The organism is Tenacibaculum lutimaris (genome assembly GCF_003610735.1).
Classification (GTDB): Bacteria; Bacteroidota; Bacteroidia; order Flavobacteriales; family Flavobacteriaceae; genus Polaribacter; species Polaribacter lutimaris.
The window spans coordinates 392,950-418,843 of the sequence record NZ_RAQM01000007.1; the positions used below are offsets into that span (position 1 = coordinate 392,950).

Sequence of the window (25,894 nt, forward strand, 5' to 3'; positions counted from 1 at the left end):
AGGTATAATTTTCAATATTTAATAAGTAGAGAAATCTATTTGATAATTTATGTTGTTGTCTTGTGAATTTTTGAAGACAAAAATCCAACAGAGATTAGAAGAAGTAGATACTTTTTTATCATTTTAAGTAATACGATTTAAAGTATAGATGCATATATTGAAAAAAGGTTGCGTAAAATAAATAAGGAAAATAAAAAACTCACAAGACATAGATTGTATTGTGAGTTTTTATAAGGAAGAAAAGGTTCTTTTTATTTTAACACGGTAAACTCAATACTAGAGTCAGTAAATACCGAATGCGTTTGTGTTTTAAAGTCTTTTTCGTCTGCTTTGTAAATGTTGTCTACATAGGTTTGCGGATTCAAATCGATTAAAGGAAACCACGTACTTTGTACTTGTATTTGCACTTTGTGTCCTTTTTTAAACGTATGGAAAACATCTTGTAGTTTAATATTTACCGCTGTTTTTTGATTTGGAGTAAATGGCTCAGGATTAGAAAAACTGTTTCTAAAGCGACCACGCATCACCTCACTACGTACCATTAAATGATAGTTGCTTAGCTTTAAGTGTGTTTGCATTTCTTTATTGTCGTTTTTCAAATCATGTGGATGTACATCTATAACTTTTACAATCCAATCAGCAGCTGAACCTGTAGTTGCTACTTGCAGCTTTGCTAAAATATCACCAGCAAGTGTAAAATCTTCAGTTAATACATCTGTTTCAAATACTAATACATCAGGTCTACGAGCGGCAAATCGTTGGTCATCAGTCATATATTTACGCGGCGTAAACACCGTTTTTATATCTTCTGAATAAGGTACTGGACGTTTAATATCACTGATAAAACTAATTTTATCATTTCCTTTTTGCTCTGTAGATAATTCTTGATTTTCAGATAAGAAAAACGTTTGTTTTTGAGTATTTTCAGGAGGCCATACATCGTATGATTTCCATGCTTTTTTACCTGTATCAAATACATAAGCTTCTGGTAAACCAGAGTTTTTAGTTCCATCTTCTTTTAAGAAATGATTGAAGAATTTGGTTTCTACTTCTTTTTGGAATTTTAAAGAGATGGAATCTCCAAAGTAATAGTTACCAACTTTGTTAGCTACTTTATTTCTAGACCATCCGCCATGATCCCAAGGACCGAACACAATAGTATTGTAGTTATTAGGTTGATTTTTCTCAATCCCTTTGTAAGTTTCTAACGGTCCGTATAGGTCTTCAGCATCAAACCAACCACCTACAATCATTGTTGCTACGGTAGAAGGAACTTTATCTAAATGTTGAATGATTCCTTTACTTTGCCATACTGAGTCATAGTTAGGGTGCTCAACAATTTCTTTCCAAAAGAAATCGTCAATGCGTTCTTTGTTTTCAGTAACTTTAGTATCTAACTTATCGTACTGGAAATATTCGTTTAAGTTTTTTAAAGGACCTTTATCTAAGAAAAATTGATATTGGTCTTGAGTTTTCATATCAGGAAATGAGTACCAAGCAGAATCGGTAGGTTGATCTTTATAAGTTCCGAATAAAGAAATTGCTCTAAAATAGCTTAATAAAAAAGCTCCGTTATGGTGGAAATCGTCAAAAAAGAAATCGCCGATACATGCTTGTGGAGAAGCTGCTTTTAAGGCTGGATGTGCATCAATTGCAGAAACAGTAGCGTAATGCCCAGGATATGAAATTCCCCAAGTTCCTACATTTCCATTATTGTTAGGTACATTGTTTACTAACCAATCAATCGTATCGTAAGTATCGGTAGTTTCATCGGTTTGTTTTTCTGTTTTGTTAGGAATGTAAGCACGCATGTTGTCATACACACCTTCACTCATCCAACGCCCGCGGACATCTTGATAAACAATAATATTTCCTTCTTTCATTAAAATGGGGTTTGGCCCAATTTTTTTTCTGAATTTATCTTCTCCATAAGGTTGACAACTATACGGAGTACGTTGTAGTAAAATAGGGTAGGTTTTACTGGTGTCTTTTGGTGAGTAAATGGTAGCGTGTAACTTAACACCATCTCTCATTGTAATTTTTACTTCTTTTTTGTTGTAATGATCTTTAACATAGGTGTCTTCAGTTGTTGCAGTTTTATTAGTTGTTGTTTTTTTACAACTAGCAAAAGAAAAAACGACAATCAATAATAGGGCTAAAGCTTTTTTCATTATAGTTGGTAGTTAATTATGTAGCAAATAAAAATATAAAAATAACAGCAACCTAATATTGTAGATTGCTGTTATTAAGAAGGTATTATTTGTTCGGCTCTAGAATATTGTTTATTCTGTCAGCAGCATCTTGTAAGTGATAACGAGTTATCGTGTTACGAGCAGAAGGAATACTTCGTTTAATATCTCTTTGTAAACGTTTTAATTCTCCTCTAACAACAGGTTTAATATCTGATTGATTAATCGTAACAGCTGTTTGTTTAAAATAACCACGGTCACTTCTTGGTGCTTTTTGATCTTTCGCTTTATTTAATAAAAAGTCTAATTGATCTAAATGAGCACGTTGTAAGTTTCTACGGTAAGGATCTATAGTTTTGTTAGCGTAAACTTCGCTCCAAATACCTTTACGTAAATCACCCATCATTTCAATAAGAGAGTATGCTTTAGTTCCGTTTAAGGTTTCATTCTCAATCATACGAGTTAACCTTCCAGTTTTTAAAACTCTGTTTAATGTTTGTACTTGTAAACTTCTGATACGTTCAATAATTCCTGAATGTTGTGTTTTACTGATGATGTTTTCATCAATTAACCAAGTAGGAGTTTTAAATAATTCGCTGTTTACAAATTGTAAAGCTCTTTTTTGATGCTCTTTAGGCACATGTACATAAACAGCTCCATCTTGATCAGTAGTTTTAAAATACTCATAAACACCACCAATGTTTGAACTTACGTGTCCCATATATCTGTTAAATTGACCAACTACTTGTCCGTACATAGTTTTTAAATCCTCATATGTTTCACCATCTTCAGTAGTCCACTCTTCTAAATGAGGTAAAATACGCTGTAAGTTTTTAATACCATAAGCACTAGCTTTCATAGCGTCATCACCTAAATCTTCAGTTTGAGAACTAGGATCAATGATGTTGCCAACTTGTTGATGTCCGAATCTATACACAGGATCTCCAGCTTTTTCTTTAATCCATTGATTTAAGATAGTTTTTTCGTCCTTAGCAGATTTGTCTAAGATGGGTCTGTATCCCCAATTGATAGCATATTTATCGTAAGGTCCAATATTAGGCATTAAGGCAACACCTTTATCTTCAGGTTGTGCTATGTAGTTAAAACGAGCGTAATCCATGATAGAAGGAGCTGTTCCGTTCTTTTTAGTGAATTCAGCAGAACGTAAAGAATCTACAGGATACGCAACAGAACTTCCCATGTTGTGTGGTAATCCGATAGTATGTCCAACTTCGTGAGAAGAAACAAAACGAATTAAGCGCCCCATAACTTCATCTTTAAATTGAGTGCTTCTTGCATCTGGATTGATTGCCGCTGTTTGAACAAAAAACCAATTGTGTAATAAAGTCATTACATTGTGATACCAGTTAATATCAGATTCTAAAATTTCTCCTGAACGAGGATCACTAACGTGAGGTCCATTTGCATTTGGAATTGGAGAAGCTAAGTAGCGAACTACAGAATAACGTACATCTTCAGGACTCCAATCTGGGTTTTCTTCTTTAGTAGGTGCATCTTTAGCGATGATAGCATTTTTAAATCCAGCAGCTTCAAAAGCAACTTGCCAATCTTCAATACCTTGTTTTATGTATTTACGCCACTTTTTAGGAGTAGCTCTATCTATGTAATAAACGATTTGTTTTTTAGGCTCTACTAATTCACCTCTTTTAAATTTTTCTAAATCTTCATCTTTTACTTCTAAACGCCATCTGTCTAAATAGGTAACAGATTTACTTTTTTGAGCATCTAATCCGTAGTCGGTTTGAGAACTTGTAAACCATCCAACACGCTCATCAAAATAGCGTCTTTTCATAGGTGTTTTAGGAAGTAAAATCATAGAGTTACTTAATTCCATAGTAACAGAACCTACACTTGAATTAGAAGGAGGAGCTGCAGAAATATATGTTTTAACATTTCTAATTTCTATGTTTTGAGGGTAGCTGCTAATTCTATCTATATAAGATCTTGTCTTATCCATTTTAGAAATTTTGTACTGTTTTCTGCTTCTTTGTGGGAAGCCGATTGCTTGTACATCACCTTCAAAAAGAGGACTAGCATCAATTACAGTAGCTGTTGAGTCTTTGCTAAATGCTTTGATTGGAAAAGCGTATAAGATAGGTTCAAAATTAGAGTTTACAACAGCTTCGTGCACAGGTAAAATAGTATCTGCAACAACATTATGAGATACAACTTTTAATAAAACTTGTTTTTTGTTTTTTACCCAACGTAATACTTGTGTGTTTTGCTTACCACCACCAAATCCAATTCCACTAGCGGTTTTGGCGATTCTGGTAACCATTAACATTTCACGATTTAATAAAGAATCTGGGATTTCAAATAAAAAGTTAGTGTCTTTTGAGTGTACTTTAAATAAACCTTCGTCAGTTTTGTGGTCTTTAGTAACTACTTTTCCATAAGGTTGAATTTCTCCTTTTTTTGGTTCACTCTTTTTAGGAGCCTCTTTTTTAGTGTCTTTTTTCTTTTTTCTCTGAGCTTCAGTATTTAAAGAAATTCCAAAAGAGAAAAAGATTACTAATAAGGTTGAGAGTAATCTGTTTGTCATTGTGTGTTATTTAATTGATAAAGAGCGAAATTTAGTGAAATTGCTACCTAATGAATCTTAATTATATGTTAAAGGATGGAATTGGGATACCACTGACTTGATTGTATGAACCAAAACGGGCATTTTCTTGTGATGAGTTTGTAGGTGAAACATACAAAGTAATTGATAATTAACGTACCTTTGCAACGGCATGAGAATAAGACGAGTTTCAGATTGGTTACCTACTACAAATAAGGAGGTTAAGTTACGTGGATGGGATGAATTGGATGTAATTCTATTCAGTGGAGATGCATATGTAGATCATCCATCATTTGGACCTGCAGTAATTGGACGTATTTTAGAGAGTTACGGCTTGCGTGTGGCAATTGTTCCGCAACCAAGTGTACATGATAATTTACAAGATTTTGAGAAGTTGGGTACGCCAAGGTTATTCTTTGCGGTAACAGGTGGTTGTATGGATCCGATGGTAAGTAATTATACAGCAAGCAAACGTCGCCGTGATAAAGATGCCTATACTCCGAATGGAGATAAAGGGTTCAGACCTGATTATGCAACTTCGGTATATTCAAAAATTTTAAAAGAAAAGTTTCCTGATGTTCCAGTATTAATTGGAGGAATTGAAGCTTCTCTTCGCCGTGTTACACATTACGATTACTGGTCCGATAAACTATTACCAACGATTTTAGAAACTTCTAAAGCCGATATGTTAGTATACGGAATGGGAGAGCAACCGTTGCGAGAAATTGTAGAGCTATTACAAAAAGGTGTTCCGTTTTCGAGTTTAAAAACCATTAAGCAAACAGCAGTTTTATTAAAGGAAGGAGAAAGTGTTCCAAAGAATAAGAATTGGGAAGATGTAGAAATCAGTTCGCATGAAACCTGTTTGAAAGATAAGAAAGCGTATGCTTCTAACTTTAAAGTGATAGAGCAGGAGTCAAACAAACTATATGCACGTCGTATTTTTCAAAAAGTTGGAAATAAAAAGTTGATGATCAACCCGCCGTTTCCAACAATGACGGAGGAAGAAATTGATGCTTCATTCGATTTGCCTTATACACGATTACCACATCCAAAATATAACAAACGTGGACCAATACCTGCGTTTGAAATGATTAAGTTTTCTATCAATATTCACCGTGGATGTTTTGGAGGCTGTAGCTTTTGTACCATTTCTGCTCATCAAGGAAAGTTTATTGCGAGTAGAAGTCAAGAATCTGTATTAAAGGAAGTAGATCAGGTTGCCCAAATGGATGATTTTAAAGGGTATTTATCTGATATCGGAGGTCCTTCAGCGAATATGTACAAAATGAAAGGGAAAGTACAAGCGATTTGTGACAAATGTGTTGCACCGTCGTGTATTTCACCTGTAATTTGTAGTAATTTGGATACTTCGCATAAACCATTAACGGAGTTATATCAAGCTGTTGATGCACATCCGAAGGTGAAAAAATCATTTATAGGTAGTGGAATTCGACATGATATGTTAGTGCCTGAATTCAATAAAAATGCTGATCCTAAGGAGTTAGATGCATATACTGAAGAGGTAATGACTAAACACGTTTCTGGGCGATTAAAAGTTGCGCCAGAACATACTTCTGATCCAGTATTAAAATTGATGCGTAAACCGTCGTTTAAATACTTCCATTTATTTAAAGAACGTTTTGATCGCATCAATGTAAAAAAGAAATTAAAGCTTCAGTTAATACCATATTTCATTTCAAGTCACCCAGCTTGTGAGGCGGAAGATATGGCAAATTTGGCGGCAGAAACGAAAGATATGGGCTTCCAATTAGAGCAAGTTCAAGGATTTACGCCAACGCCTATGACGGTTGCTACGGTAATTTATTATAGCGGATATCATCCATATACATTAAAAGAAGTAAAAACTCCGAAAACTAAAAAGGAGAAGGAAGATCAGCACAAGTTTTTCTTTTGGTATAAAAAAGAAAACAAGCAATGGATAAAAGATACTTTGAGCAAAGTTGGACGTACCGATTTATTAAAAAAATTATTGCCAGAAGATACTTCTTGGCGTAAAAATAAAGCAGGAAAAGCTAAAAATACGTTTGATGATACAGTAACATATAAAAAGACTGATAAGCCTTCGAGAAGAAAAAACAAAGGTTTTAAAAAGAAAAGAAGATAAAAGAAAAATCCGCTATAAAGCGGATTTTTTTATGCTTCGTTTTCTAAACGGTTTCTTTTCATTTCAAAAGCTTCGGAAGCTTGTTTTATAATAGTTAAGGTGTCGGAAGCTCTTACCATAACTTTTTCTAGTTCCTTATCAAGATCTTTTGATTGTATGTCAAATAATTGAACTTCTACCACACCGATTTTTTCGATTAAACTTTTTTGTGTGTTTTTAATGTCTTCCATTTTTACCAAAACAGCGTTCATCGTATCTAGTCTTTTTTGTTCTTGATCTGTCATAATTTTAATTTTTGATTTCTCATAATATATGAAAAAATCAAGAGTTAAACAAATTGACTATTTTGTAATTGGTTGTTTTTTAGGTTTGTAAATTGGATTTAGCCATTGGTTTCATCAAGCCTAAGTTCTTTCCATTTATAATTCCCCTTATCAATTATTGATTGAAATTCTTTATGAGTTTTAATGAGAAAATCGGTGTTGTTTTTTTCTTCGTCAGAAACTAATTTAACTTTTAATAAAAGCTCTTTTAAGTTATCTCTACTTTCACCATAGTTAACCCATAATTGCTTGTGGTTGTAAAAACCATCCCAAGCAGCTAAAACAGTACTTAAAGCACTAAAAAATAACGTTAGTATTTTGATAGCTGTTGTGTTGCTGGTAAAGTCATCACCAATAGCAACTAAAATGGTGACTATTGCTGTAGAAACAGCGATAGTTATATATATTCTGAAAGCTTTTTTCTTATTTTCTTTACTTCTAGAAGAAGTTAATAGATACATTTTCTCGATTTCTTCTTGGAGGATTTCAAAACGAGATTGATTATTTTTCATAGTTAGTTGATTCTTTGTTCAAACATATTCAAAAAATTAAATAAGACAAAATAAAGGCTAATCATCCTTATTTTTTAACTTAGATTTTAGCTTACCTAAAGGTGTTTTTTGATTGTCTTTTTGTAGGGTAAATTGAACAATTTTAGCAGTAAAGGCAACAAATGTTCCGATAGACAGAAAGGTATATATTATTGTAAATATTTTACTAATATTATGAGTAGGGACAAAATCTCCATAACCTACGGTAGCCATCGTCATTACAGAAAAATATAAGGAATCTACAACTTCCCAATGTTCAATTTTGTTATAAAATATGGTAGAACTCGTTAGTAGAATAGAAAGGAAAAAGAATAAATATCTAAATTCAGTATCTTTTTTAATACCTATAAATACAAGTTTGCAAAAGCGATAAAAGTTGATAAAGAACGAAATCATAATTAAAAAATAAGTTAGAAGAAAAGTTGAATATATAACTTACTTACAAACTTTACAATCTTCTTTGTCTTGAATTTCGCCTACTAATTTCCCTTCTTCGTTAAGTGAGAATCCACAGCAATCCATAAAACCTTGAGCAATTAGTTTTCGAGCACGTTGAATTTGAGATTTTGTAGTAGGTAAATTTTGTTTTAAAGTATTAGCGACTTCTTGTTGTTTTAAGCCTTTTATGTCTGATAAAAATAGCGGATCTCTATATTTTTTGGGTAAGCTTTGTAAGATACCGCGTAAGCAATCTTTTTCGGTATGTTCGTGCTCTTTTTCATCTATTTGAGTTTCAAAATTGTTTAATTCAACAGTTTGATTAGTACTTTTGAAGTAATCCATCATAGTATTACGAGCAATTGTAAAAATCCACGGTTTTAATTTAGTAATATCCTTTAGGGTATGAAGTTTCGTATGAACTTTAATAAATGTTTCTTGTAGCAAATCATCAGTCACAGTAGTATCTTTCACTTTACTTAAAATAAAGTGCTTTACATCATCTGCGTATTTTTTCCAAACTTGTTGCGTTGTCATCCTATAAATTTACGAAAAATGCCACGCTGAATAAAACGAATATTTTGTTTTCATTGTATTCAGAGTGACAAGAATTTTAAAAGTTGATTTAATTAACAGTTACAGTTGTTACATGTGCAGTTTTCACATGTGCAATTTGAGCAGTCACCTGTTTTACATCCTTCGCAAGTACAAGTACATTGATTTTTATTTTTCATGATATTATCTGTTTTTTGTTTTCATATAACAGACAAGAAAAAGTGTAAAAAGATGCATTTATTGTCAAAAATATTTTTGAAGTTCTTTTCTAACAGGAATAGGTTTAATTGCAGATATGTTAGAGCCACCTGTATTTCCTGTAGGTACCCAAATTAAAGTAAATAAAATTGAAGCTATAATTCTGAAAAATTGACCAACAATTTCTTTAAGACTATATGTTTTTATTCCGTAGACTAACATCCAGTAATGAGATAAAGTGTGCCTGTAAACATGTTTTTGTCCTAAAATATGAGCATTCTCTAAATGATAAAAAGACACCTGAAAGTGTTTACTTTTAAGTGCCTTTTTAGCTAAAGTTAATTGTTTGTAAAATTGTTGTTTTCGCTGTAGTTGTGTCATTATTTGTTGATTTTATAAATCAGACTACAACGAAAAGAAAAAGATGCATTTTTAATTTACTTTTTCTCCGTTTATATAGGTTGCTAAAACCTTTGTATTTGGAATTTCTTTTCCGTCAATCGTCATGATATCTTTATCTAAGATAATAAAATCAGCTACCTTACCAACTTCGATACTTCCTTTTTCTTTTTCTTCAAAGTTTGCATAAGCATTCCAAATGGTCATTCCTTTTAAAGCATTTTCTCTAGATAAAGAGTTTTCCATTTGATAACCTTTTTCGGGATATCCTTTTAAATCTTTTCTGATGGTTGCTGCGTAAAATGTATATAATGGACTTACATGTTCAATAGGAAAGTCCGTTCCTAAGGCAACTTTTCCGTATTCTTTTAATAAATCATTATAAGCATAAGCACCTTTGATTCTATCTGACCCTACACGGTCTTCTGCCCAATACATATCTGAAGTAGCATGAGTCGGTTGAATAGACGGAAGCACATTTTTAAATAGATTAAAGTCTTTTGTATCTACTATTTGAGCGTGCTCAATACGCCAACGTCTATCATTTTTGTTTTTTAATACTTCGTTGTAGGTTTTTAACATCACGTAATTTGCAGAATCTCCAATAGCATGGGTGTTCATTTGATAGTCTGAATCTGCAATTCTTTTCGCTACTTTTTGTAAATTTTCGTACGAATTAACTAAAGCACCAAAATGCCCTTTTTTATCAGAATATTCATCTTTAAGAGCCGCTCCTCGAGATCCTAGAGCGCCGTCAGAATAAACCTTTACAGAACGAACGTTTAATCTATTAGTTTTAATGATGCCTTTGTTGAGGTAGTAATCAAGGTTTTTTTGATTGTTTGAAATCATAGCGTAGATACGCATTTTTAAATCACCCGATTGTTGTAAGCTGTCAATTAATTCAATAACTTCTTTATCTAAACCGGCATCGTCAACGGTTGTTAATCCTAAATCAAAACAGATTTTTTCAGCATCTTTTAACGCTTGAATCTGTTCCCTTTTTGATGGTTTCGGATTATTGATAAAATTCATTGCATTATCAATAAGTACTCCTGTTAGTTTACCATCTTTTTTTATAAACTCACCACCATCTACTTTAGAATCGGTAGTAATTCCAGCTAAATCAATAGCAGCTTGATTTACTAACATAGCATGACCATCAATCCTGCGAATAGCTACTGGGGTATTAGGGAAAATACTGTCTAACTTTTTTTTGGTAGGGAATTCTTTTACTTCCCAGTCGTTTTGGTCCCAACCACGACCTGTGATATAAGTGGTGTTTTTCTCTTTTTGAAAATCTATTAAACGTTGTAGTACTTCATCATAACTTTCTGTTCCTACCAGGTTTACTTTTTGCTGTTGTAAGCCCAAACCATAAAAATGACAATGTGCATCAATAAAGCCAGGATAAATAGCACCGTTATTTGCATCAACAGTATTTAAAGAAGTGTATTTTTCTTGAATTTCTTCATTGCTTCCTATGGCTATAAACTTTCCATCTCTTATAGCAAAGCTTTCTACTTTGTCAAAATTAGTATTCACAGTGTAAGCATTTGCATTGATGACAAGCAAGTCTACTTTTTCTTTAGGTTTACAAGAAAACAATAGGCTAAAAGCTAGTAATGGAAGTAGTACTTTTTTCATTAGTGTGTATAAATTAAATAAGCGATATATAATAGTAAAAATTGAAGAGGAACTCTTATAATAGCTGTTTTCTTAGATCCAATAGCTGGTTTTTCTCTGAAAACATCCCAAATGTGGATTGGTAAGAAAATCCACATAAGTATAAACATAGCTAAAGCTGCTTGTTTGTTGGTTTGACTGATTAGTAATCCTATACCAATTGCTAACTCTAATAAGCCAGCTATATAATTTACAACTAATTTTGGAAGAAAATTAGGGATAAATCGATTGAAAATTTTAGGCTTTACAAAGTGCATAATTCCTGCAAAGGCAAAAAATACTCCAAATAAGAATCTTAAGACTATGATAAGAGTATCCATGGATTAAGGTTTTAGAGTTTCTTCGTTGTATAAATATTTATCCATTAAATATATAATACTAGCCATAGAAGCACTTCCTAATTCTAATTCGCGTTTATTAACCTTATCAAAAGTGTCTGTAGCTGCATGATGATAATCGAAATAGCGTTGCGAATCTGGTCGGTAACCTACTAAGGTAACATGGTCGTCTTTTAAAGGGCCAATATCAGCGCCACCACCACCAGCAGTAATATCGTGTAAACCGTAAGGAGCTAAGAGTTTTTTCCAGCTTTGTACAAGCTGTAAGTTTCTTTTATTCGCATCAATAGAAAAACCTCTTGGCGTGTGTCCACCTGCATCAGATTCTAAAGCACCAATGTGTAGTTCACCATTTTCTTTTGCTAAACGAGCATATTCAGTAGCGCCACGTAAACCGTTTTCTTCATTCATAAAAAAGACAATTCGGATGGTGTTTTTAGGTTTGATATTATTCTTTTTGAATAAATAAGCAACTTCTAATGACTGTACAATTCCGGTTCCGTCATCGTGTGCACCCTCACCTAAATCCCAAGAATCTAAATGTCCGCCAACAACCATTATTTTATCAGGATATTCACTTCCTTTAATTTCACCAACTACATTGTGAGAAGGAGCGTCTGGAAGGTTTTTACAGCTTTGTTTAAAGTAAAATTGTAAGTTCGGATTTTCTTTTAAATGCTTGCTCAAATTTTCTGCAGCACGAGAACTAATAGCTGCTGCAGGAATATATTCTTCTTTTGGAATATCACCATACCCCATAGAACCTGTATGTGGATAATCGTCAATTCCGTTGGTCATAGAACGAACAATGACTGCTTTCGCTCCAAATTTCCCAACTATAGAAGCTCCTCCATAGCGTTGACTTACGCAACCTCCATAAGCTTGAAAGGTATTGATGAGTGTATTATCAAAAGCACCGTTAAAGAATACAATTTTCCCGTTAGCTTTATCTCCTAAATTTTTGGCTTCTTCAATGTTTTTAACTTCAATAACTTGTGCAGTAATTCCGTTAGTTGGAGTTGCAATTGAACCTCCTAAGGCACAAATAGGAACATTGATTTTTTCTCCGTTGAATTCATAATTAGCTATTTCTTTTTCACCTCGCACCCAATGTGGTACCATAATAGGCTGTAGCCAAACAGAATCTAAACCAACTTCTTTCATCAATTTTTCTCCCCAAATCACCGATTTTGCTGCTCCTTCAGATCCTGATAAACGGCTTCCGATATTTTGAGTTAGGTCACGTAACCACTCGTATGATTTTCCTTCAGTTAATGCGGAATTAAATAGTTGTTTTACTTGAACAGAGTCTTGTTTGTAGGCTGTTTTATTATAGGTTGTAGTTTGTAAGTCTTGCTTTTGTTCTGTTTTACAAGCAAAGCAGAAGATGCTTGCTGTAAGTAGAAAGGTTAGTTTTTTCATATTATAGTGTAAATTAGGGAGATAAATCTACACAAAAAAGAATAAAAACTTAGTTAATTTGAAGATGAATATGGTCGTCGTGTCTTACCGCTTTACATCCTTGAAATCTAATTTTAGAGCTTTTTAGATGTAAACGTGTTTTAAGATGTGGTTCAATAAATACTTTTTGAGTTTGTTGTAGATTGGTAATTATTTCTAAAAAATCTTTATTCACTTTGTTAGAAAAGGTGAGGTTTTTATTGTTAGTTCCAAGTGTTAGGTATTTAGGATAATCGTACTGCCAGTATCCTTTTTCTTTGCAAATAGCTGTAGTGTTGGTTTCTTTTTGTGAAGGAGTTTCAAAAATACCATAACCACTATTAGAAGGTTTACTGTTTGTTGCTTTTCCTGAAGAATCCTTATAAATAAAAGAAATGTCAACTTTCTTTCCGTCATTATGGCTTAAGTGAGGAAAAAGCGGGAAGCCATCAAAAAAAGGGAAGTTTGCATCTAAATAAATAACTTTAAGGTTGGGATGTTTTTTATTGAGTTGATATCCAATTTCCTTGAGCACATTATTTAACTCAGGTTTTACATAGTTTCTATTACATAAAACAGTTAATATATTATGATAATTAACTAATTGATTATTTTCAATTTTAACCCTTCCAAACGCTTTTGAAGAAACCCAAGGAACTATTGTGAGAATAGTGACTAAATAAATTGAACAAAACAAAAGAAAACTACCTAAAATTGGGAGTCTTTTTAGTTTAGCAATGATTATAGCCAAAAGATAAACAAGACCACCAATTTGTGTAAGGGTAGTTAGTACTATAAAAAGTGTTAAGTGTAGTAAAAACTTCACTTTTTTAAAATAATGTATCAAACTTCCAGGTTAAGCCTCCCATGGCTTGAAACCCTTGTACGTTAAAATTATTAAATCGTTGATAGCTGTTGTTTAGTACATTGTTAAGGTTTAAAAACACAGAAAATGAGTCGTCAAAATGATAACCACCGTTAAAGTTTACATCAAAATAGCTTTTTAAGTCTGTTGCTGTATATGTGTTGGCAGGTAAGGCGTCATACACACGTCCTTTTCTGTTTCCTACAAAGTAAAGATTTGCGCCAGCATACCATTTATCAGTTTTATAAGTTCCGAAAAGCTCTCCTTTTATTTCAGGAGTGTTCCAAGCTTCTTCTGTTTCGTTAGTTAGTGTAAATTTGTTGAATTGTGCATTGGCTCCAATGTTAAGGTTTTTGATACCATCAAAAGCAATTTCTCCAAAGAAAGTTAACAGTTTAATATCGTCATAAACTACTTTAAAAGAGTTTCCGTATTCATATCCGTAGAAAGTAAATCCATTTGTTCCGGCAATATTATCACCATCAGATTTTGATTGATTTAAAGCAAAAAATGGATTATTTTCAATATCAGCATAACTTACTTTTGTGTTATAACTAAATTGATGACTTAGCTTTCCTTTAATTCCTCCGAAAATATCAAACTTTTTGTTTGTTTGACGCATATCAAGGGTAGGAGATACATAAGGATTGTCATCGGTAAAAGATTGGAACATGTTTGTGGTTAAATCACCTGAAGCACCAACAAATACATTTGCAAAATCTTTTACGATAGGATATGAGATTTCAACATCAGGATAAATAAAAAAGTTAGATTCACTATTTTCTGTATCCATAGAAAAATAACTTTTTGCACCTAGTTTAATGGCTAAATCTTGTAGATTAAACTTGTAAGTAGGGTGTACTCCTAAAGTAATAAAGCTATAATTTATAGAAGTAATAGCATCGTAAGCATAAGCGTAGCTTCCTCCTAAATAACTAACCGTAGTGTTTACGTATAAGTCATTTAGTTGACGATGAAAATTATCTAAAGGAAAACGGAATTGTGCATTTCCATCTATCAAAAATTCTGAACTCTCAAAAGAATCAGAAAAATAAGAGATAGCTCCGTTAGCTTCATCTAAATAAGAATCATCTGGTTTTATTTGTCCGAAGATTTTAAAGTGATTATAGCTTTGAGATTCTTCAATAGTACTCAAGGTAAACTCGGTAAACGTGATGTTGGATGGTAAACCATACCAGTTGTATTTATCTTTTTCAGCGTCTAAACCAGCAGACCATTGAAAATAACGTTCTTGTTGTGTGTAATTTAAGTTTAAATCGATGTTATAAAATGTACTGCTTAGTTCAGTATCAGTAACTGGATCAGAAGATAGTAGGAATTTTACATGAGCTCCTAATTCACTGTTGTAGCTTTGGCTTCGTCTCATATAGGCTTCTAAAAAAGGTGACAATACATTTCCAAAACCAACAGACACGTAGTTGTCGTATAACTTTTCTCTTTTTCCTAAGTCTACTTTTTTCATGGTACCACTTTTAGGAATAAAAGTAGAAGCTACAGGAACAGAAAATATTTGATACTCTAATGCTTTTTTCTGAGTTTCTTTAGTGTGTTCAATTACTGGTTTTTGCTTTATTTTAAAAGCATCGGTAATTTTAGGAACATACGAAGTTACTACGTTTACAACTTCTGTTTTTATAATAGTATCTTTTGCTTTGTTAGTGACATTTTTTTCTTGTGCATTTGCATAGGCTATCACAAATAAAGCAAGTAAACTTAGGTGCTTTTTCATCGATCTAATCATTTAACTTTCGTTTGTTGTTAACAAATTTTAGTTTTGGGTAGTTACTGATTCGTTTGTTTTGGCTTCTTTGTTTTTAATGGTACGAAGCTCATTTTTAGCTTCTTCAATTACATCTTTATACTGAGTAAAGTTTTTAATAATATTCTCTAAGATGTAAGTTGCTTGGTATGCATCTTTCAAAGCATAATAGTTCTTCGCCATGATAATATAGCTTTTTACTCCCCAGTATTTGTATGAAGAATAATTGGCAATTAAGTTTTGAACAGCTTTGGTAGAAGCTTCGTATTCTTTATTCTCATGTAAAAAGAAAGCATTGTAATATAAACACTCAGCTTTTAATTCGCCTGTAGCTTTTTTGCTAGCTTCATTAAAGTATTCTTCGGCAGTTAAAAAGTCATTCTTTTTAAAAGAAGAACGTGCTAAAATTATTTTAGCATCTTCTGCAATATTAGTGTCAACTTTACCTGTAGTTAAAACTTTTTCAGCATAGACTATTGCATTAGTATAATCATTTTTGTTGTAATATCTTTTCATTAAATTACTTTGAGCAAAAATGATGTTTTGTGGATAATTAGCATCTTTCTCTAATTGTTGAAGTGTTAAAATACCATTATTCCAATCTTGTTTTTCTAAATAGATATTAGCAAGTTTTGTTAATGATTCCTCTGTAAATTCATTCTTATTTTGTTTTGTTACATAAGAGTAATGAGGAATAGCTTTGTCAAATAACTTAGTGTTGTTATAGGCTTGTGCTAAATAAAAATGAGCTTTTAATACATTTATTCCGTTAGGGAATGATTGTAAATACTTGTTGAATCCTTCAATAGCTTTTGGGTTGTTGTTTTCTAAGAATTTGTTCTCTGCAGATTGGTAAGTAGCATTATCTAATTCGGCGTTGGTAACATTAGCAAAAGGTATGTTTTTAACCCAAGCAGCATATTCGTCAACTTTTCCTAAATCGATATATACATTTTTAATGTTCGTAACCGCTTGTCTTGCTTCGTTAGAATTTGGATGTTTTGCAACTACTTCTTTATATTTTTCAATAGCTTTTCTATTGTTATTACTACCATAGTATAACAGACCTTGACGTAATAATACATTAGGAACGTAATTACTTGTAGGGTAATTCGCTAATAAACGCTCATAGGTTTTTTGAGCTTTTGAGGTATTGTTTGTAGTAGTATATGTAGTAGCTAATTGAAATAAAGCATCGTCTTTTAGCTGAGATTCGCTGTATTCATTAATTAATGTTTCTAGATCTTGAATTTTAATGTCATTCTTACCTAAGAAACCGTTACTCATTGCTGTTTGATATTGTGCATAATCTGACCCTACACCACCTTCTTGAATTACTTTGTTATACGCTTTTATAGCATTTGAATAATTTTTTGAAGCATAAAAAGAATCTCCTAAACGATTAGAGGCATCATCATTCAAATCATTATCATCTAAATTCTGCTCCAAGAATTGTTGAAAGTATTTTGCAGCGTTTGGATAACTTTTTAATTTGAAGTTCGTGTATCCAATTTGATAGTTAAGCATCTTAGCTTCTTCTATTTCTTTATTGGTAACAGAAAGGAAGCTATTTAAGGCTTTTTGATAGTTTCCTAAAGAGTATTCGGTTTCGGCTAACCAATAAAAACCTTTGTTACTTACAGTTGTATTTTCTGATTGAGTAGCGCTAGTAAAATAAGGCTTAGCTTCGGCAATTTTATTTTCATTAAATAACTGAATGCCTCTGTATAACGATACTTCATTAATAATACTTTTACTTTCAGGAGTTTCAGAAGTGCTTAAAAAGTCTAAAGCACCTTGATAGTCTTGTTGGTGTAAGTATGAAGTAACTAATAAATTACTAATTTCAGCAGTATTAGGTGAAGTAGGATATTTAGTTAAAAAGCCTTTCAAAACATCAGGAACACTTTCGTAAGGGTTACCTTCTTCGTAGCTTAACTTAGCGTAGTTCAACGAAGCGCTTTCTGTAATTTTAGCATCAAAATCCATTTCACTAGCATTTTTAAATGCATTTAAGGCTTCTAGTTTTTTATCTAATTCTAAATAACATTCAGCTAAGTGATAATAAGCATTTTGAGCAACTTTATTGTTTCCTCCAATAATTTTGTTGAAGTTGCTAATAGCAGTTTCGTAATCTTTTTGTTGATAATAAGCATATCCTAAATAATAATAGTCAGTATTCGTCCAACGACCATTCTTGCCTTTATATTCTGTTAAGTATGGAATTGCTTTGTCGTATTTTTTAAGGTTGAAATAACTTTCACCTACTATTTTAGAAATTTCTGAAATTTCTTTTTTGTCCTTAGTCGTTTCTAATAATTTTTCTCCAATTTGAATTGACTTATCAAATCTTCCTGCTTTAAAACTAATATCTAAAATGTAGTAATTTGCTTTTGCTTGGTAGGTAGCGTCGTTAGCTAATTGACTTAAATTGTCTTCAGCCTCCCCAAAATTTTCTTGTTTGTAAGCAATAAAACCGTAGTAATAACGAGCATCATTACCATAAATAGGATTTCCTAATAAAGTTTGAAAACGTTCTTTAGCATCTTTTAAATAATTAGATACTAAAAGCGCATACCCCATTTTATAGTTTAACTCATTTCTTTCTTCCGGATTTAGTAATTTCTCATTTACTTTTTGATACCATTTTAAAGAGTGAGCCGCTTTTCTATTAGCAAAATAGTAGTTGCCTACATTTAAGTACGCTTTTTCTGTTTTGTTATTGTAAGGGTAATTCTCAACGAATTGAATAACTCTACTGTCAGCATCATCTTGTTGTAGTTTTATAGCACACATAGCATCATAATAATCAGCATCTGCCTTTAGGTTATGATGTTTTTCTGAATTATATGAAATCTTTCGGAAAACTTCCTGAGACGCAGCGTAAGCCTTATTATTATACAAACGCATCGCTTTATGAAAATCGGCATTTGCATGACTATTAATAGCCGATTCTTGTGCTGTTATTATCGTTGTAAAGGTTAAAAAAAGAAATAAAAAGCAGCTTTTTTTGAAACAATTAAATCTCATATTTTTTAGTTATCTAGAAACTATAACGTTAGTTTTTTATTTTTGTTGGGAGACATTTTATCAAAAGTAAGAAATGTTATAGAATTACGTTATAAAATTTTAGATTTGTAAAAAACATATACTCCATGGAAAATCCTGTTTTACACCTTGAAAATGCTGATATTTATCAACAAGACAATTTAGTGTTGTCAAAAGTGAATTTTACGTTGAATAAAGGTGACTTTTATTACTTAATCGGAAAAACAGGAAGTGGTAAAAGTAGTTTGCTTAAAACCTTGTATGGCGATTTACGTTTGCAACGTGGTTTGGGTAGTATTGTTGATTTTGACTTAAAGAAGTTAAAGGAAAAAGATATTCCTTTTTTACGAAGAAAACTAGGAATCGTTTTTCAAGATTTTAAATTGTTAAATGATAGAAGTGTTTTTGAAAATTTAGAGTTTGTATTAAAAGCTACAGGTTGGAAAGATAAAACTGAGATGAAAAACAAAATTCATGAGGTTTTAGATAAAGTAGGAATGAAGGAAAAATACTACAAGCAAACCTTTGAGCTTTCAGGAGGAGAGCAACAACGTGTAGCAATTGCAAGAGCATTATTAAATGACCCGGAATTAATTCTTGCCGATGAACCTACTGGGAACTTAGACCCGAAAACATCACTTGAAGTGATGGAATTGTTGAACGAGATTCACCAGAGTGGGAAAACGATTCTTATGGCAACTCACGATTATCAATTAATTGTAAAGTTTAAACAAAAAGTGATTAAGTGTGAAGGCGGGGAGTTGTTTGAAGTAGTTCAACAAGCGGTTTAGTATAAAAAAATAAACCCACTTCAAGAGGATGAAGTGGGAAAATTGCTATGAAAAACTATGAAAAGAAACACTACTAATGTTTCTCTACTATAAAGACGTTTAGATTCTAAAAATCTTACATTAGCGTAATAACTTTAACATTTTTTTATAAAAAAATCCTGAACAAAAAATTGCTCAGGACTTTTAAAATTATGTACTCTTAACTTCTTAGAAAGTTAACGCAGCGTTGTTGTTTTTAACTGCTTCAGCTGAAGAAGTTAAAGCTTCTTTTTCTTCAGTACTTAAGTTAATTTCAACGATTTTTTCAATTCCGTTTTTACCTAATACTGCTGGCACACCGATACATAAACCAGATAAACCGTATTCACCTTCTAATAAAGCTGAACAAGGGAAAATCTTTTTTGTATCACAAGCAATAGCTTGTACCATTCCAGATACAGCAGCACCAGGAGCATACCAAGCAGAAGTACCTAATAAACCTGTTAAGGTGGCACCACCCACTTTTGTATCTTGTTTTACTTGCTCTAATCTTTCTTCTGATAAGAATTCAGAAACAGGAACAGAGTTGCGAGTAGCTAAACGAGTTAAAGGAACCATTCCTTTATCAGAGTGACCACCAATAACCATTCCGTCAACATCAGAAATAGGAGCTTCTAAAGCTTCAGCTAAACGATACTTGAAACGAGCAGAGTCTAAAGCACCACCCATACCAATAATTCTGTTTTTAGGTAATCCAGTTGCTTTGTGAACTAAATAGGTCATAGTATCCATTGGGTTAGATACTACGATGATGATAGTGTTAGGAGATTGCTCTACTAAGCTAGCAGCTACAGTTTTAACAATGCCAGCGTTGATGCCTAATAACTCATCACGAGACATTCCTGGTTTACGTGCAATACCAGAAGTAATTACACAAATATCAGACCCAGCAGTTTTGCCATAATCACCTGTAGTTCCTGTAATTTTAGTGTCAAAACCATTTAAAGAAGCAGTTTGCATTAAATCCATAGCTTTACCTTCAGCAAAACCTTCTTTAATATCTACTAAAACAACTTCAGAAGCGAAATTTTTAATAGCAATGTACTCGGCACAACTTGCACCTACAGCACCTGCTCCTACAACTGTTACTTTCATTTTATATATGTTTTTTTGTAATTAATATGTTTATAAGTGCGTATTACGCACAAGATGCACAAAAATAGGTATTTGGCTATGGATATAAAAGAAAAACCCGATGATATTTCAGCGGGTTTTTATGTAGTATTTTTTTAAGAAATGTTTTATCTAAAACTAAAAGCAATACCAGCATTAACAGAATTGTATTCTTGTAAAGTATAACTTCCGAAAAGTTTAAAGAAACCTAAGCTTAAACGAGCGCCTAATGTAGTGTTAAAGCTACCAGAGCTAGTGCTTAGCGATAATGGGTTTGTTCCTAGGTCTACTCTTTCATTACCTAATGGAGTAGAGTAATTAGCAAAAAAGCTATCTCCTCTCATATCTAGGCTTGTATTACCTCCATTGTAACCCACACCTCCGTAAATGTTAATTACAGGAAAATTTAAAGAAGCGATAGCTTGAACTGTATAAGAGTTTAATCTAAATTCAGTAATAGCATTTCTAGCTTCAATATCTCCATCAACATTACCAATAGTATAATCTACATTCATATTTGTATAGGCAGCTAGTAAAGAAATATGTAGAGGAGTTTTATCCATTGGTCCAAACCAATCAGTAATTTCTTTTTTTACACCAATACCAAATAAACCACCTTTTACATCATCTGAACCTACTTTAGGAGAATATCTAAGCATTGCTTCAAATTTAAAAGGAAGACCAAGACCAACTTGAACAGAAGGAGCAGGAACAGCGTTTGCAGGTAAATCTTCTTTAATACCTTCTGGCATGGTAAAGTTGGCTTGTGCCTGTTGTCCGTTTATAGTAGTGGTATATGTTAACTCAGCTGGAGTTGTAGAATTGCTACCAGCAACTGTAGCTGTAGTATTTTGGTTATAGGTTGTATTATTAGATAAACCTAGTTTAGTTAAATTAAACATTTCATCTTCAGAAGGGATGAAAGAGGCATTAGCTCCGATAGAAATGTCAAAACCAAACTTTTTATGAACTTTTGCAGTGTGATACCAACCATTGTTCATACTGTAAATGAATCCTTTCATGGCAGGATCTAAATAAGCGTTGGTTAGTTTGTTAGCGTCATCTTTGGCTAATAAAATAGTTTCTAATTCTTGAGCTTTAGCACTAAAACTTATAATTAAAGTAAATAGAGGTAATAGTATTTTTTTCATAATGTGGGGTTATGTTTTCAGTTGATAAAAGTATAAAATAAAAAAAAAGCTCAATAATATTATTGAGCTTTTTTAAAGTTAAGAAATCGGTTTAAGCATCAATATTTGCATATTTTGCATTCTTTTCTATGAATTCTCTACGAGGAGGAACCTCATCTCCCATTAACATAGAAAATACTCTATCAGCTTCTGTTAGGTTGTCAATAGTTACTTGACGTAATGTTCTAAATTCAGGGTTCATTGTAGTGTCCCATAATTGCTCAGCATTCATCTCTCCAAGACCCTTATAACGTTGTATAGAAACTCCACCACCCATTTTTTGAGCAATTAAGTCACGTTGGTTATCGTCCCATGCATATTCACGTTTTTGTCCTTTTTTAACTAAATATAAAGGAGGGGTGGCAATGTAGATATATCCTTGTTCAACCATTTCACGCATATAACGGAAGAAGAATGTTAATATTAAGGTAGCAATGTGAGAACCATCTACATCGGCATCACACATAATAACTACTTTATGGTAACGTAATTTTGATAAGTTTAACTCACGAGGATCTTCTTCAGTACCGATAGAAACACCAAGTGCTGTAAACATGTTTTTGATTTCTTCGTTTTCAAAAACTTTGTGTTGCATTGCTTTTTCTACATTTAAGATTTTACCTCTTAATGGAAGGATAGCTTGGAAATTACGGTCACGACCTTGTTTTGCAGTACCCCCTGCCGAGTCTCCCTCTACAAGGAATATTTCACATTCTGCAGGGTCTGTTTCTGAACAGTCAGATAATTTACCAGGTAAACCACCTATACTCATCACAGTTTTACGTTGCACCATTTCACGAGCCTTACGAGCTGCATGACGTGCTTGTGCTGCTAAGATTACTTTTTGTACAATAGTTTTAGCATCGTTTGGATTTTCTTCCAAATAATCCGTTAGCATTTCTGAAACTGCTTGAGATACAGCAGCGCTAACTTCACGGTTACCTAATTTAGTTTTAGTTTGTCCTTCGAACTGAGGTTCAGCAACTTTTACCGATACAATAGCTGTTAATCCTTCGCGGAAATCATCTCCTGAAATTTCAAACTTTACATTTTTAAGTAAACCAGAATCATCTGCATACTTTTTTAAGGTATGAGTCAACCCACGACGGAAACCTGATAGGTGTGTACCTCCTTCGTGTGTGTTAATGTTGTTTACGTATGAATGTAAGTTTTCAGCATATGAATCGTTGTATACCATTGCAACTTCTACAGGAATTCCATTTTTCTCTCCTTCCATAGAAATTACATCTTGAATTATCTGCGTTCTTGTTCCATCTAAAAATTTCACAAATTCTGATAATCCTTCTTCAGAATGGAATACTTCAACAATATCATTCCCTTCATCATCTTTATTACGTTTATCTGTTAACGTAATGGTGATACCTTTGTTTAAGTACGCTAATTCACGCATACGAGTCGCTAGGGTATCATAATTAAATACTGTAGTTTGTTGAAAGATAGATTTGTCTGGTAAAAAGGTAACGATAGTTCCTGTAAAATCAGTTTCTCCAATGGTTTTTACAGGGTATAAAGTTTTACCTCGTTCGTATTCTTGTTGCCAAATTTTTCCTTCTTTGTGTACAGTAGCAGTTAAGTGATCAGAAAGTGCGTTAACACAAGAAACCCCAACACCGTGTAATCCACCAGACACTTTATAAGAATCTTTATCAAATTTACCTCCAGCACCAATTTTGGTCATTACAACTTCAAGAGCAGAAACTCCTTCTTTTTTATGAATCCCTACAGGAATACCACGACCATTATCTTTTGTGGTAATTGAGTTGTCTTCATTTATGGTAACCTCAATGGTATCACAATGACCAGCTAAAGCTTCATCAATAGAGTTATCTACTACCTCATATACCAAGTGGTGTAAGCCACGTACCCCAACATCACCAATATACATCGACGGACGCATACGTACATGTTCCATTCCTTCCAGTGCTTGGATACTATCGGCAGAATAATTATGTTTTTTTTCTTCGCTCATTATCAAGTGAATTAAATTAAAATCTTTTCATGAAAAAATCGCCCGAAAGCGACTCTTGTAGTCTTACAAATTTACGATTTTTTGATTTTAAAATAAAGTTTTTAAGTGGTTTTAAATAGAAATTATCAACATTTGTTAAAAAGACAAAAGTGCTTTAAAACGTCTAAAAACAAGGTTAAATAAAGAGAGTTGCTTTTTGTCTTTAGCCGCTGAGGTTGATAAATGTAAAAAAGCCTTAGAAGTTGTTTTTTTTAAAGGGAAAAGGAGTTGATTTGATAAAAAATATAGAGAATAACGACTTTTAGGAGGGTTAGATATAATACGGGATGTTAAGCTCTTCTTGCTGTTTCTGTAAGGTTGTGGGAGAAATTCCAAATTTCTTTTTAAAACAATTAGAAAAATAAGAAGAACTATTGAAGCCTACCTCAATAGAGGTTTGACTTATGTCAGAAGTTCCTACTGTTATTGATTTTATAGATTTTAGGAGTCTGAATTCTTTAACTATTTGATTGATGGATTTTCCTGTTGCTGCTTTACAATTTCTATATAGTTTGGTTTTACACATCATCATAAGAGAAGCAATATCTGGAATGTTAAAATTAGGGTTTTGATAATTTTTTGAAATTGTGTCTAATAAAGAAAGTAAGAACTTTTCAGTTTCAGAGTTTAGCCTGAAGGATATATTGTCATTTTTAAAATATGTATATTCTGAGTATGCACTAGAGTTTACTATTTGTGATGAAATAATGAGTTGCTTTTTAGTTTTTATAAAATAAAGTACCTCAATAAGTTTGCTGATAGTTGAATGTGAAAAACTGGTTTCTTGATTATAATCGTAAGGGTGTAAAATAATTTTAACAGGAAAGCAATCAATTTTTTTATTTAGTCTTTTTTGAATCGAAACAGAGCAATCAAAAGCTTTTTTAAAAGAAGGGAAACAAGCTATAAAAGCCTCTTCTTTAGTTTCGATTTGACTTCCACCATATGAGTGAATTAGATTTTGAATAATTGTTTTTTTATATAATAATGTTTCATGAACTTTATGCTTTTTTAATTTACATAATAGTAATTTTTTATTGAATGCTTTTGCTAAAAATAAAACAGAATGCTCGTGAAAATTATAATTAAATTCTGACTGTATAATATTAAGTTGTTGCTCGCTTTTTAAAAGAGCATAAGCTAAATGACTGTTTACAGATGAAATTTTATAAGGATGTAGATTAATAGATTTGTAATATAGCTTTTTGATGTCATTTTTGTCAGTTGCTTTTATCAGATAAAAAACACTGTTCTTTTTGTAGTCAACCCAACAATTGATACACTTTTTAAAAAGTGTTACTTGAAGTTTGGAATAAAAAGCAATAGCTAAATCTACTGCTGTTTTGTTAGTTGTTATATGTTGAATAAGATAAACAGCCATGTGTAAAGTTAATAAATAGATGGGTACAGTATAGTTAACTAGATGTTAAACAGGGAAAAAACGGGTTGTTTTAGGAAAATTAAAAAAGCATTTTACAATATTGTAAAATGCTTTTTTAATTTTGAGATAAGTTTTAGTTAGCATTCAGTTTAGTGAATGTTCCCTTCATAATCAAGTTTTAGGTTTTTCTTCTCACCATCTTTTCTTATCTGAACTTTAAATACTTGTTTAGATTTGCTATTGTCTCTATAGGTAACAAGGTATACGTCTTTGTATATAATCCATCCAGGATATTTATTATTAATAGCTGTTCTAACTGTTTTTGGAAGTAAAACGTTTTTGTAACGTTCAATAGAACTCATAATTTTACCTTTAGAGTCATAAGTAGCAGTAATTAAACCAGATGTTTCATCATTTTTTGATTTAAAGATAACTTCATAAGCTTCAAATTCTTTGTCAAAAATTGGGTCTTCAGTAATATCATACCTAGCAGCTTCATTTTGTAGGTTTACAGTAAATTCAGGAGTGTCTTCACGTTGAACTTCCTTAAGGTAGCTTAAATTTAAAGGTTTGATGGTAACAGGTTCTAAAATAATGTTTTTTTGCACATCATTTTGGGAGTGTGCTAGGTTGGTTAGACCTAGAAGAAATAAACCAAATACTAATTTTTTCATGGTACTAAGTTTTATGGTTAAATAATAAAAGGGGAGAGTGAGTGATAGTTAATTTAAGGGAGTAACAAAATTAAGGACTTAACTTAGACGCGGGTATCAAAATTGTTCTTTTTAATATTAAAAATGATTCATAAAACATTAATAGATTAGATTTAACA

The 25,894-nt window shown here is 32.3% G+C and carries 20 protein-coding genes; 2 read left to right on the forward strand and 18 right to left on the reverse strand.

Features of this window, described 5'->3' with window-relative positions; translation table 11 throughout:
* Window positions 1–251: 251 nt before the first annotated feature.
* Both C8N26_RS05515 and C8N26_RS05520 read right to left on the reverse strand, forming a co-directional pair.
* Complete coding sequence (locus C8N26_RS05515) at window positions 252–2,171, reverse strand: CocE/NonD family hydrolase (RefSeq protein WP_120186397.1); 1,920 nt, start codon at window positions 2,169–2,171, stop codon at window positions 252–254.
* An 85-nt stretch (window positions 2,172–2,256) separates the two neighbouring features.
* Window positions 2,257–4,752, reverse strand: coding sequence for a zinc-dependent metalloprotease (locus C8N26_RS05520; protein WP_120186398.1), 2,496 nt, complete (start codon window positions 4,750–4,752; stop codon window positions 2,257–2,259).
* 190 nt (window positions 4,753–4,942) lie between these two features.
* Between C8N26_RS05520 and C8N26_RS05525 the strand changes: the two genes are divergently transcribed.
* A complete protein-coding gene (locus C8N26_RS05525; protein ID WP_120186399.1) occupies window positions 4,943–6,898 on the forward strand; it encodes a YgiQ family radical SAM protein in 1,956 nt (651 codons plus the stop codon).
* Window positions 6,899–6,927: 29 nt separating this feature from the next.
* Here the strand turns inward: C8N26_RS05525 and C8N26_RS05530 are convergent, their stop codons facing one another.
* The 11 genes from C8N26_RS05530 to C8N26_RS05580 form a co-directional block, all read right to left on the reverse strand.
* On the reverse strand, window positions 6,928–7,182 hold the full coding sequence (locus C8N26_RS05530) for a hypothetical protein (RefSeq protein WP_038005130.1): 255 nt from the start codon (window positions 7,180–7,182) through the stop codon (window positions 6,928–6,930).
* 98 nt (window positions 7,183–7,280) lie between these two features.
* Window positions 7,281–7,733 carry a DUF4231 domain-containing protein gene (locus C8N26_RS05535; RefSeq protein WP_120186400.1) on the reverse strand — a complete coding sequence of 151 codons (453 nt, stop codon included), beginning with the start codon at window positions 7,731–7,733 and terminating at the stop codon, window positions 7,281–7,283.
* Between the two features lie 57 nt (window positions 7,734–7,790).
* Window positions 7,791–8,168: a potassium channel family protein gene (locus C8N26_RS05540; RefSeq protein WP_120186401.1), complete on the reverse strand. Its 378-nt coding sequence runs from the start codon at window positions 8,166–8,168 to the stop codon at window positions 7,791–7,793.
* A gap of 39 nt (window positions 8,169–8,207) precedes the next feature.
* The gene (locus C8N26_RS05545; protein WP_028890574.1) at window positions 8,208–8,747 is read right to left on the reverse strand and encodes a sigma-70 family RNA polymerase sigma factor; all 540 of its coding nucleotides are present in this window, start codon (window positions 8,745–8,747) and stop codon (window positions 8,208–8,210) included.
* A gap of 261 nt (window positions 8,748–9,008) precedes the next feature.
* Complete coding sequence (locus C8N26_RS05550) at window positions 9,009–9,344, reverse strand: DUF3703 domain-containing protein (protein ID WP_028890575.1); 336 nt, start codon at window positions 9,342–9,344, stop codon at window positions 9,009–9,011.
* Window positions 9,345–9,395: 51 nt separating this feature from the next.
* Window positions 9,396–11,009 (reverse strand): amidohydrolase, encoded by a 1,614-nt coding sequence (locus C8N26_RS05555; protein ID WP_120186402.1) that lies wholly within the window; start codon window positions 11,007–11,009, stop codon window positions 9,396–9,398.
* Window positions 11,009–11,368, reverse strand: a complete 360-nt coding sequence (locus tag C8N26_RS05560; protein ID WP_120186403.1) for a DoxX family protein — start codon at window positions 11,366–11,368, stop codon at window positions 11,009–11,011. The genes C8N26_RS05555 and C8N26_RS05560 overlap by 1 nt, the downstream gene beginning before the upstream one ends.
* A gap of 3 nt (window positions 11,369–11,371) precedes the next feature.
* The gene (locus C8N26_RS05565; RefSeq protein WP_120186404.1) at window positions 11,372–12,808 is read right to left on the reverse strand and encodes a M20/M25/M40 family metallo-hydrolase; all 1,437 of its coding nucleotides are present in this window, start codon (window positions 12,806–12,808) and stop codon (window positions 11,372–11,374) included.
* Between the two features lie 49 nt (window positions 12,809–12,857).
* Window positions 12,858–13,652 carry a hypothetical protein gene (locus C8N26_RS05570; RefSeq protein WP_120186544.1) on the reverse strand — a complete coding sequence of 265 codons (795 nt, stop codon included), beginning with the start codon at window positions 13,650–13,652 and terminating at the stop codon, window positions 12,858–12,860.
* Window positions 13,653–13,656: 4 nt separating this feature from the next.
* The gene (locus C8N26_RS05575; protein WP_120186405.1) at window positions 13,657–15,441 is read right to left on the reverse strand and encodes a TonB-dependent receptor; all 1,785 of its coding nucleotides are present in this window, start codon (window positions 15,439–15,441) and stop codon (window positions 13,657–13,659) included.
* A gap of 39 nt (window positions 15,442–15,480) precedes the next feature.
* Complete coding sequence (locus C8N26_RS05580; protein WP_245962526.1) at window positions 15,481–18,501, reverse strand: tetratricopeptide repeat protein; 3,021 nt, start codon at window positions 18,499–18,501, stop codon at window positions 15,481–15,483.
* A gap of 125 nt (window positions 18,502–18,626) precedes the next feature.
* On the opposite strand from C8N26_RS05580, the gene C8N26_RS05585 reads away from it, so the two are divergent.
* Window positions 18,627–19,310, forward strand: coding sequence for a cell division ATP-binding protein FtsE (locus C8N26_RS05585; RefSeq protein ID WP_028890583.1), 684 nt, complete (start codon window positions 18,627–18,629; stop codon window positions 19,308–19,310).
* Between the two features lie 207 nt (window positions 19,311–19,517).
* On the opposite strand, the gene mdh is transcribed toward C8N26_RS05585, so the two are convergent.
* From mdh to C8N26_RS05610, 5 genes are all read right to left on the reverse strand, one after another.
* Complete coding sequence (gene mdh / locus C8N26_RS05590; RefSeq protein WP_028890584.1) at window positions 19,518–20,444, reverse strand: malate dehydrogenase; 927 nt, start codon at window positions 20,442–20,444, stop codon at window positions 19,518–19,520.
* Between the two features lie 146 nt (window positions 20,445–20,590).
* Window positions 20,591–21,613, reverse strand: coding sequence for a DUF6588 family protein (locus C8N26_RS05595; protein ID WP_028890585.1), 1,023 nt, complete (start codon window positions 21,611–21,613; stop codon window positions 20,591–20,593).
* A gap of 91 nt (window positions 21,614–21,704) precedes the next feature.
* Window positions 21,705–23,642: a DNA topoisomerase (ATP-hydrolyzing) subunit B gene (gene gyrB, locus C8N26_RS05600; RefSeq protein ID WP_028890586.1), complete on the reverse strand. Its 1,938-nt coding sequence runs from the start codon at window positions 23,640–23,642 to the stop codon at window positions 21,705–21,707.
* Between the two features lie 310 nt (window positions 23,643–23,952).
* Window positions 23,953–25,062, reverse strand: coding sequence for a helix-turn-helix domain-containing protein (locus C8N26_RS05605; RefSeq protein ID WP_120186406.1), 1,110 nt, complete (start codon window positions 25,060–25,062; stop codon window positions 23,953–23,955).
* Between the two features lie 149 nt (window positions 25,063–25,211).
* Entirely contained in the window at window positions 25,212–25,736 is a 525-nt protein-coding gene (locus C8N26_RS05610) for a hypothetical protein (RefSeq protein WP_120186407.1), read from the reverse strand.
* Window positions 25,737–25,894: the final 158 nt, after the last annotated feature.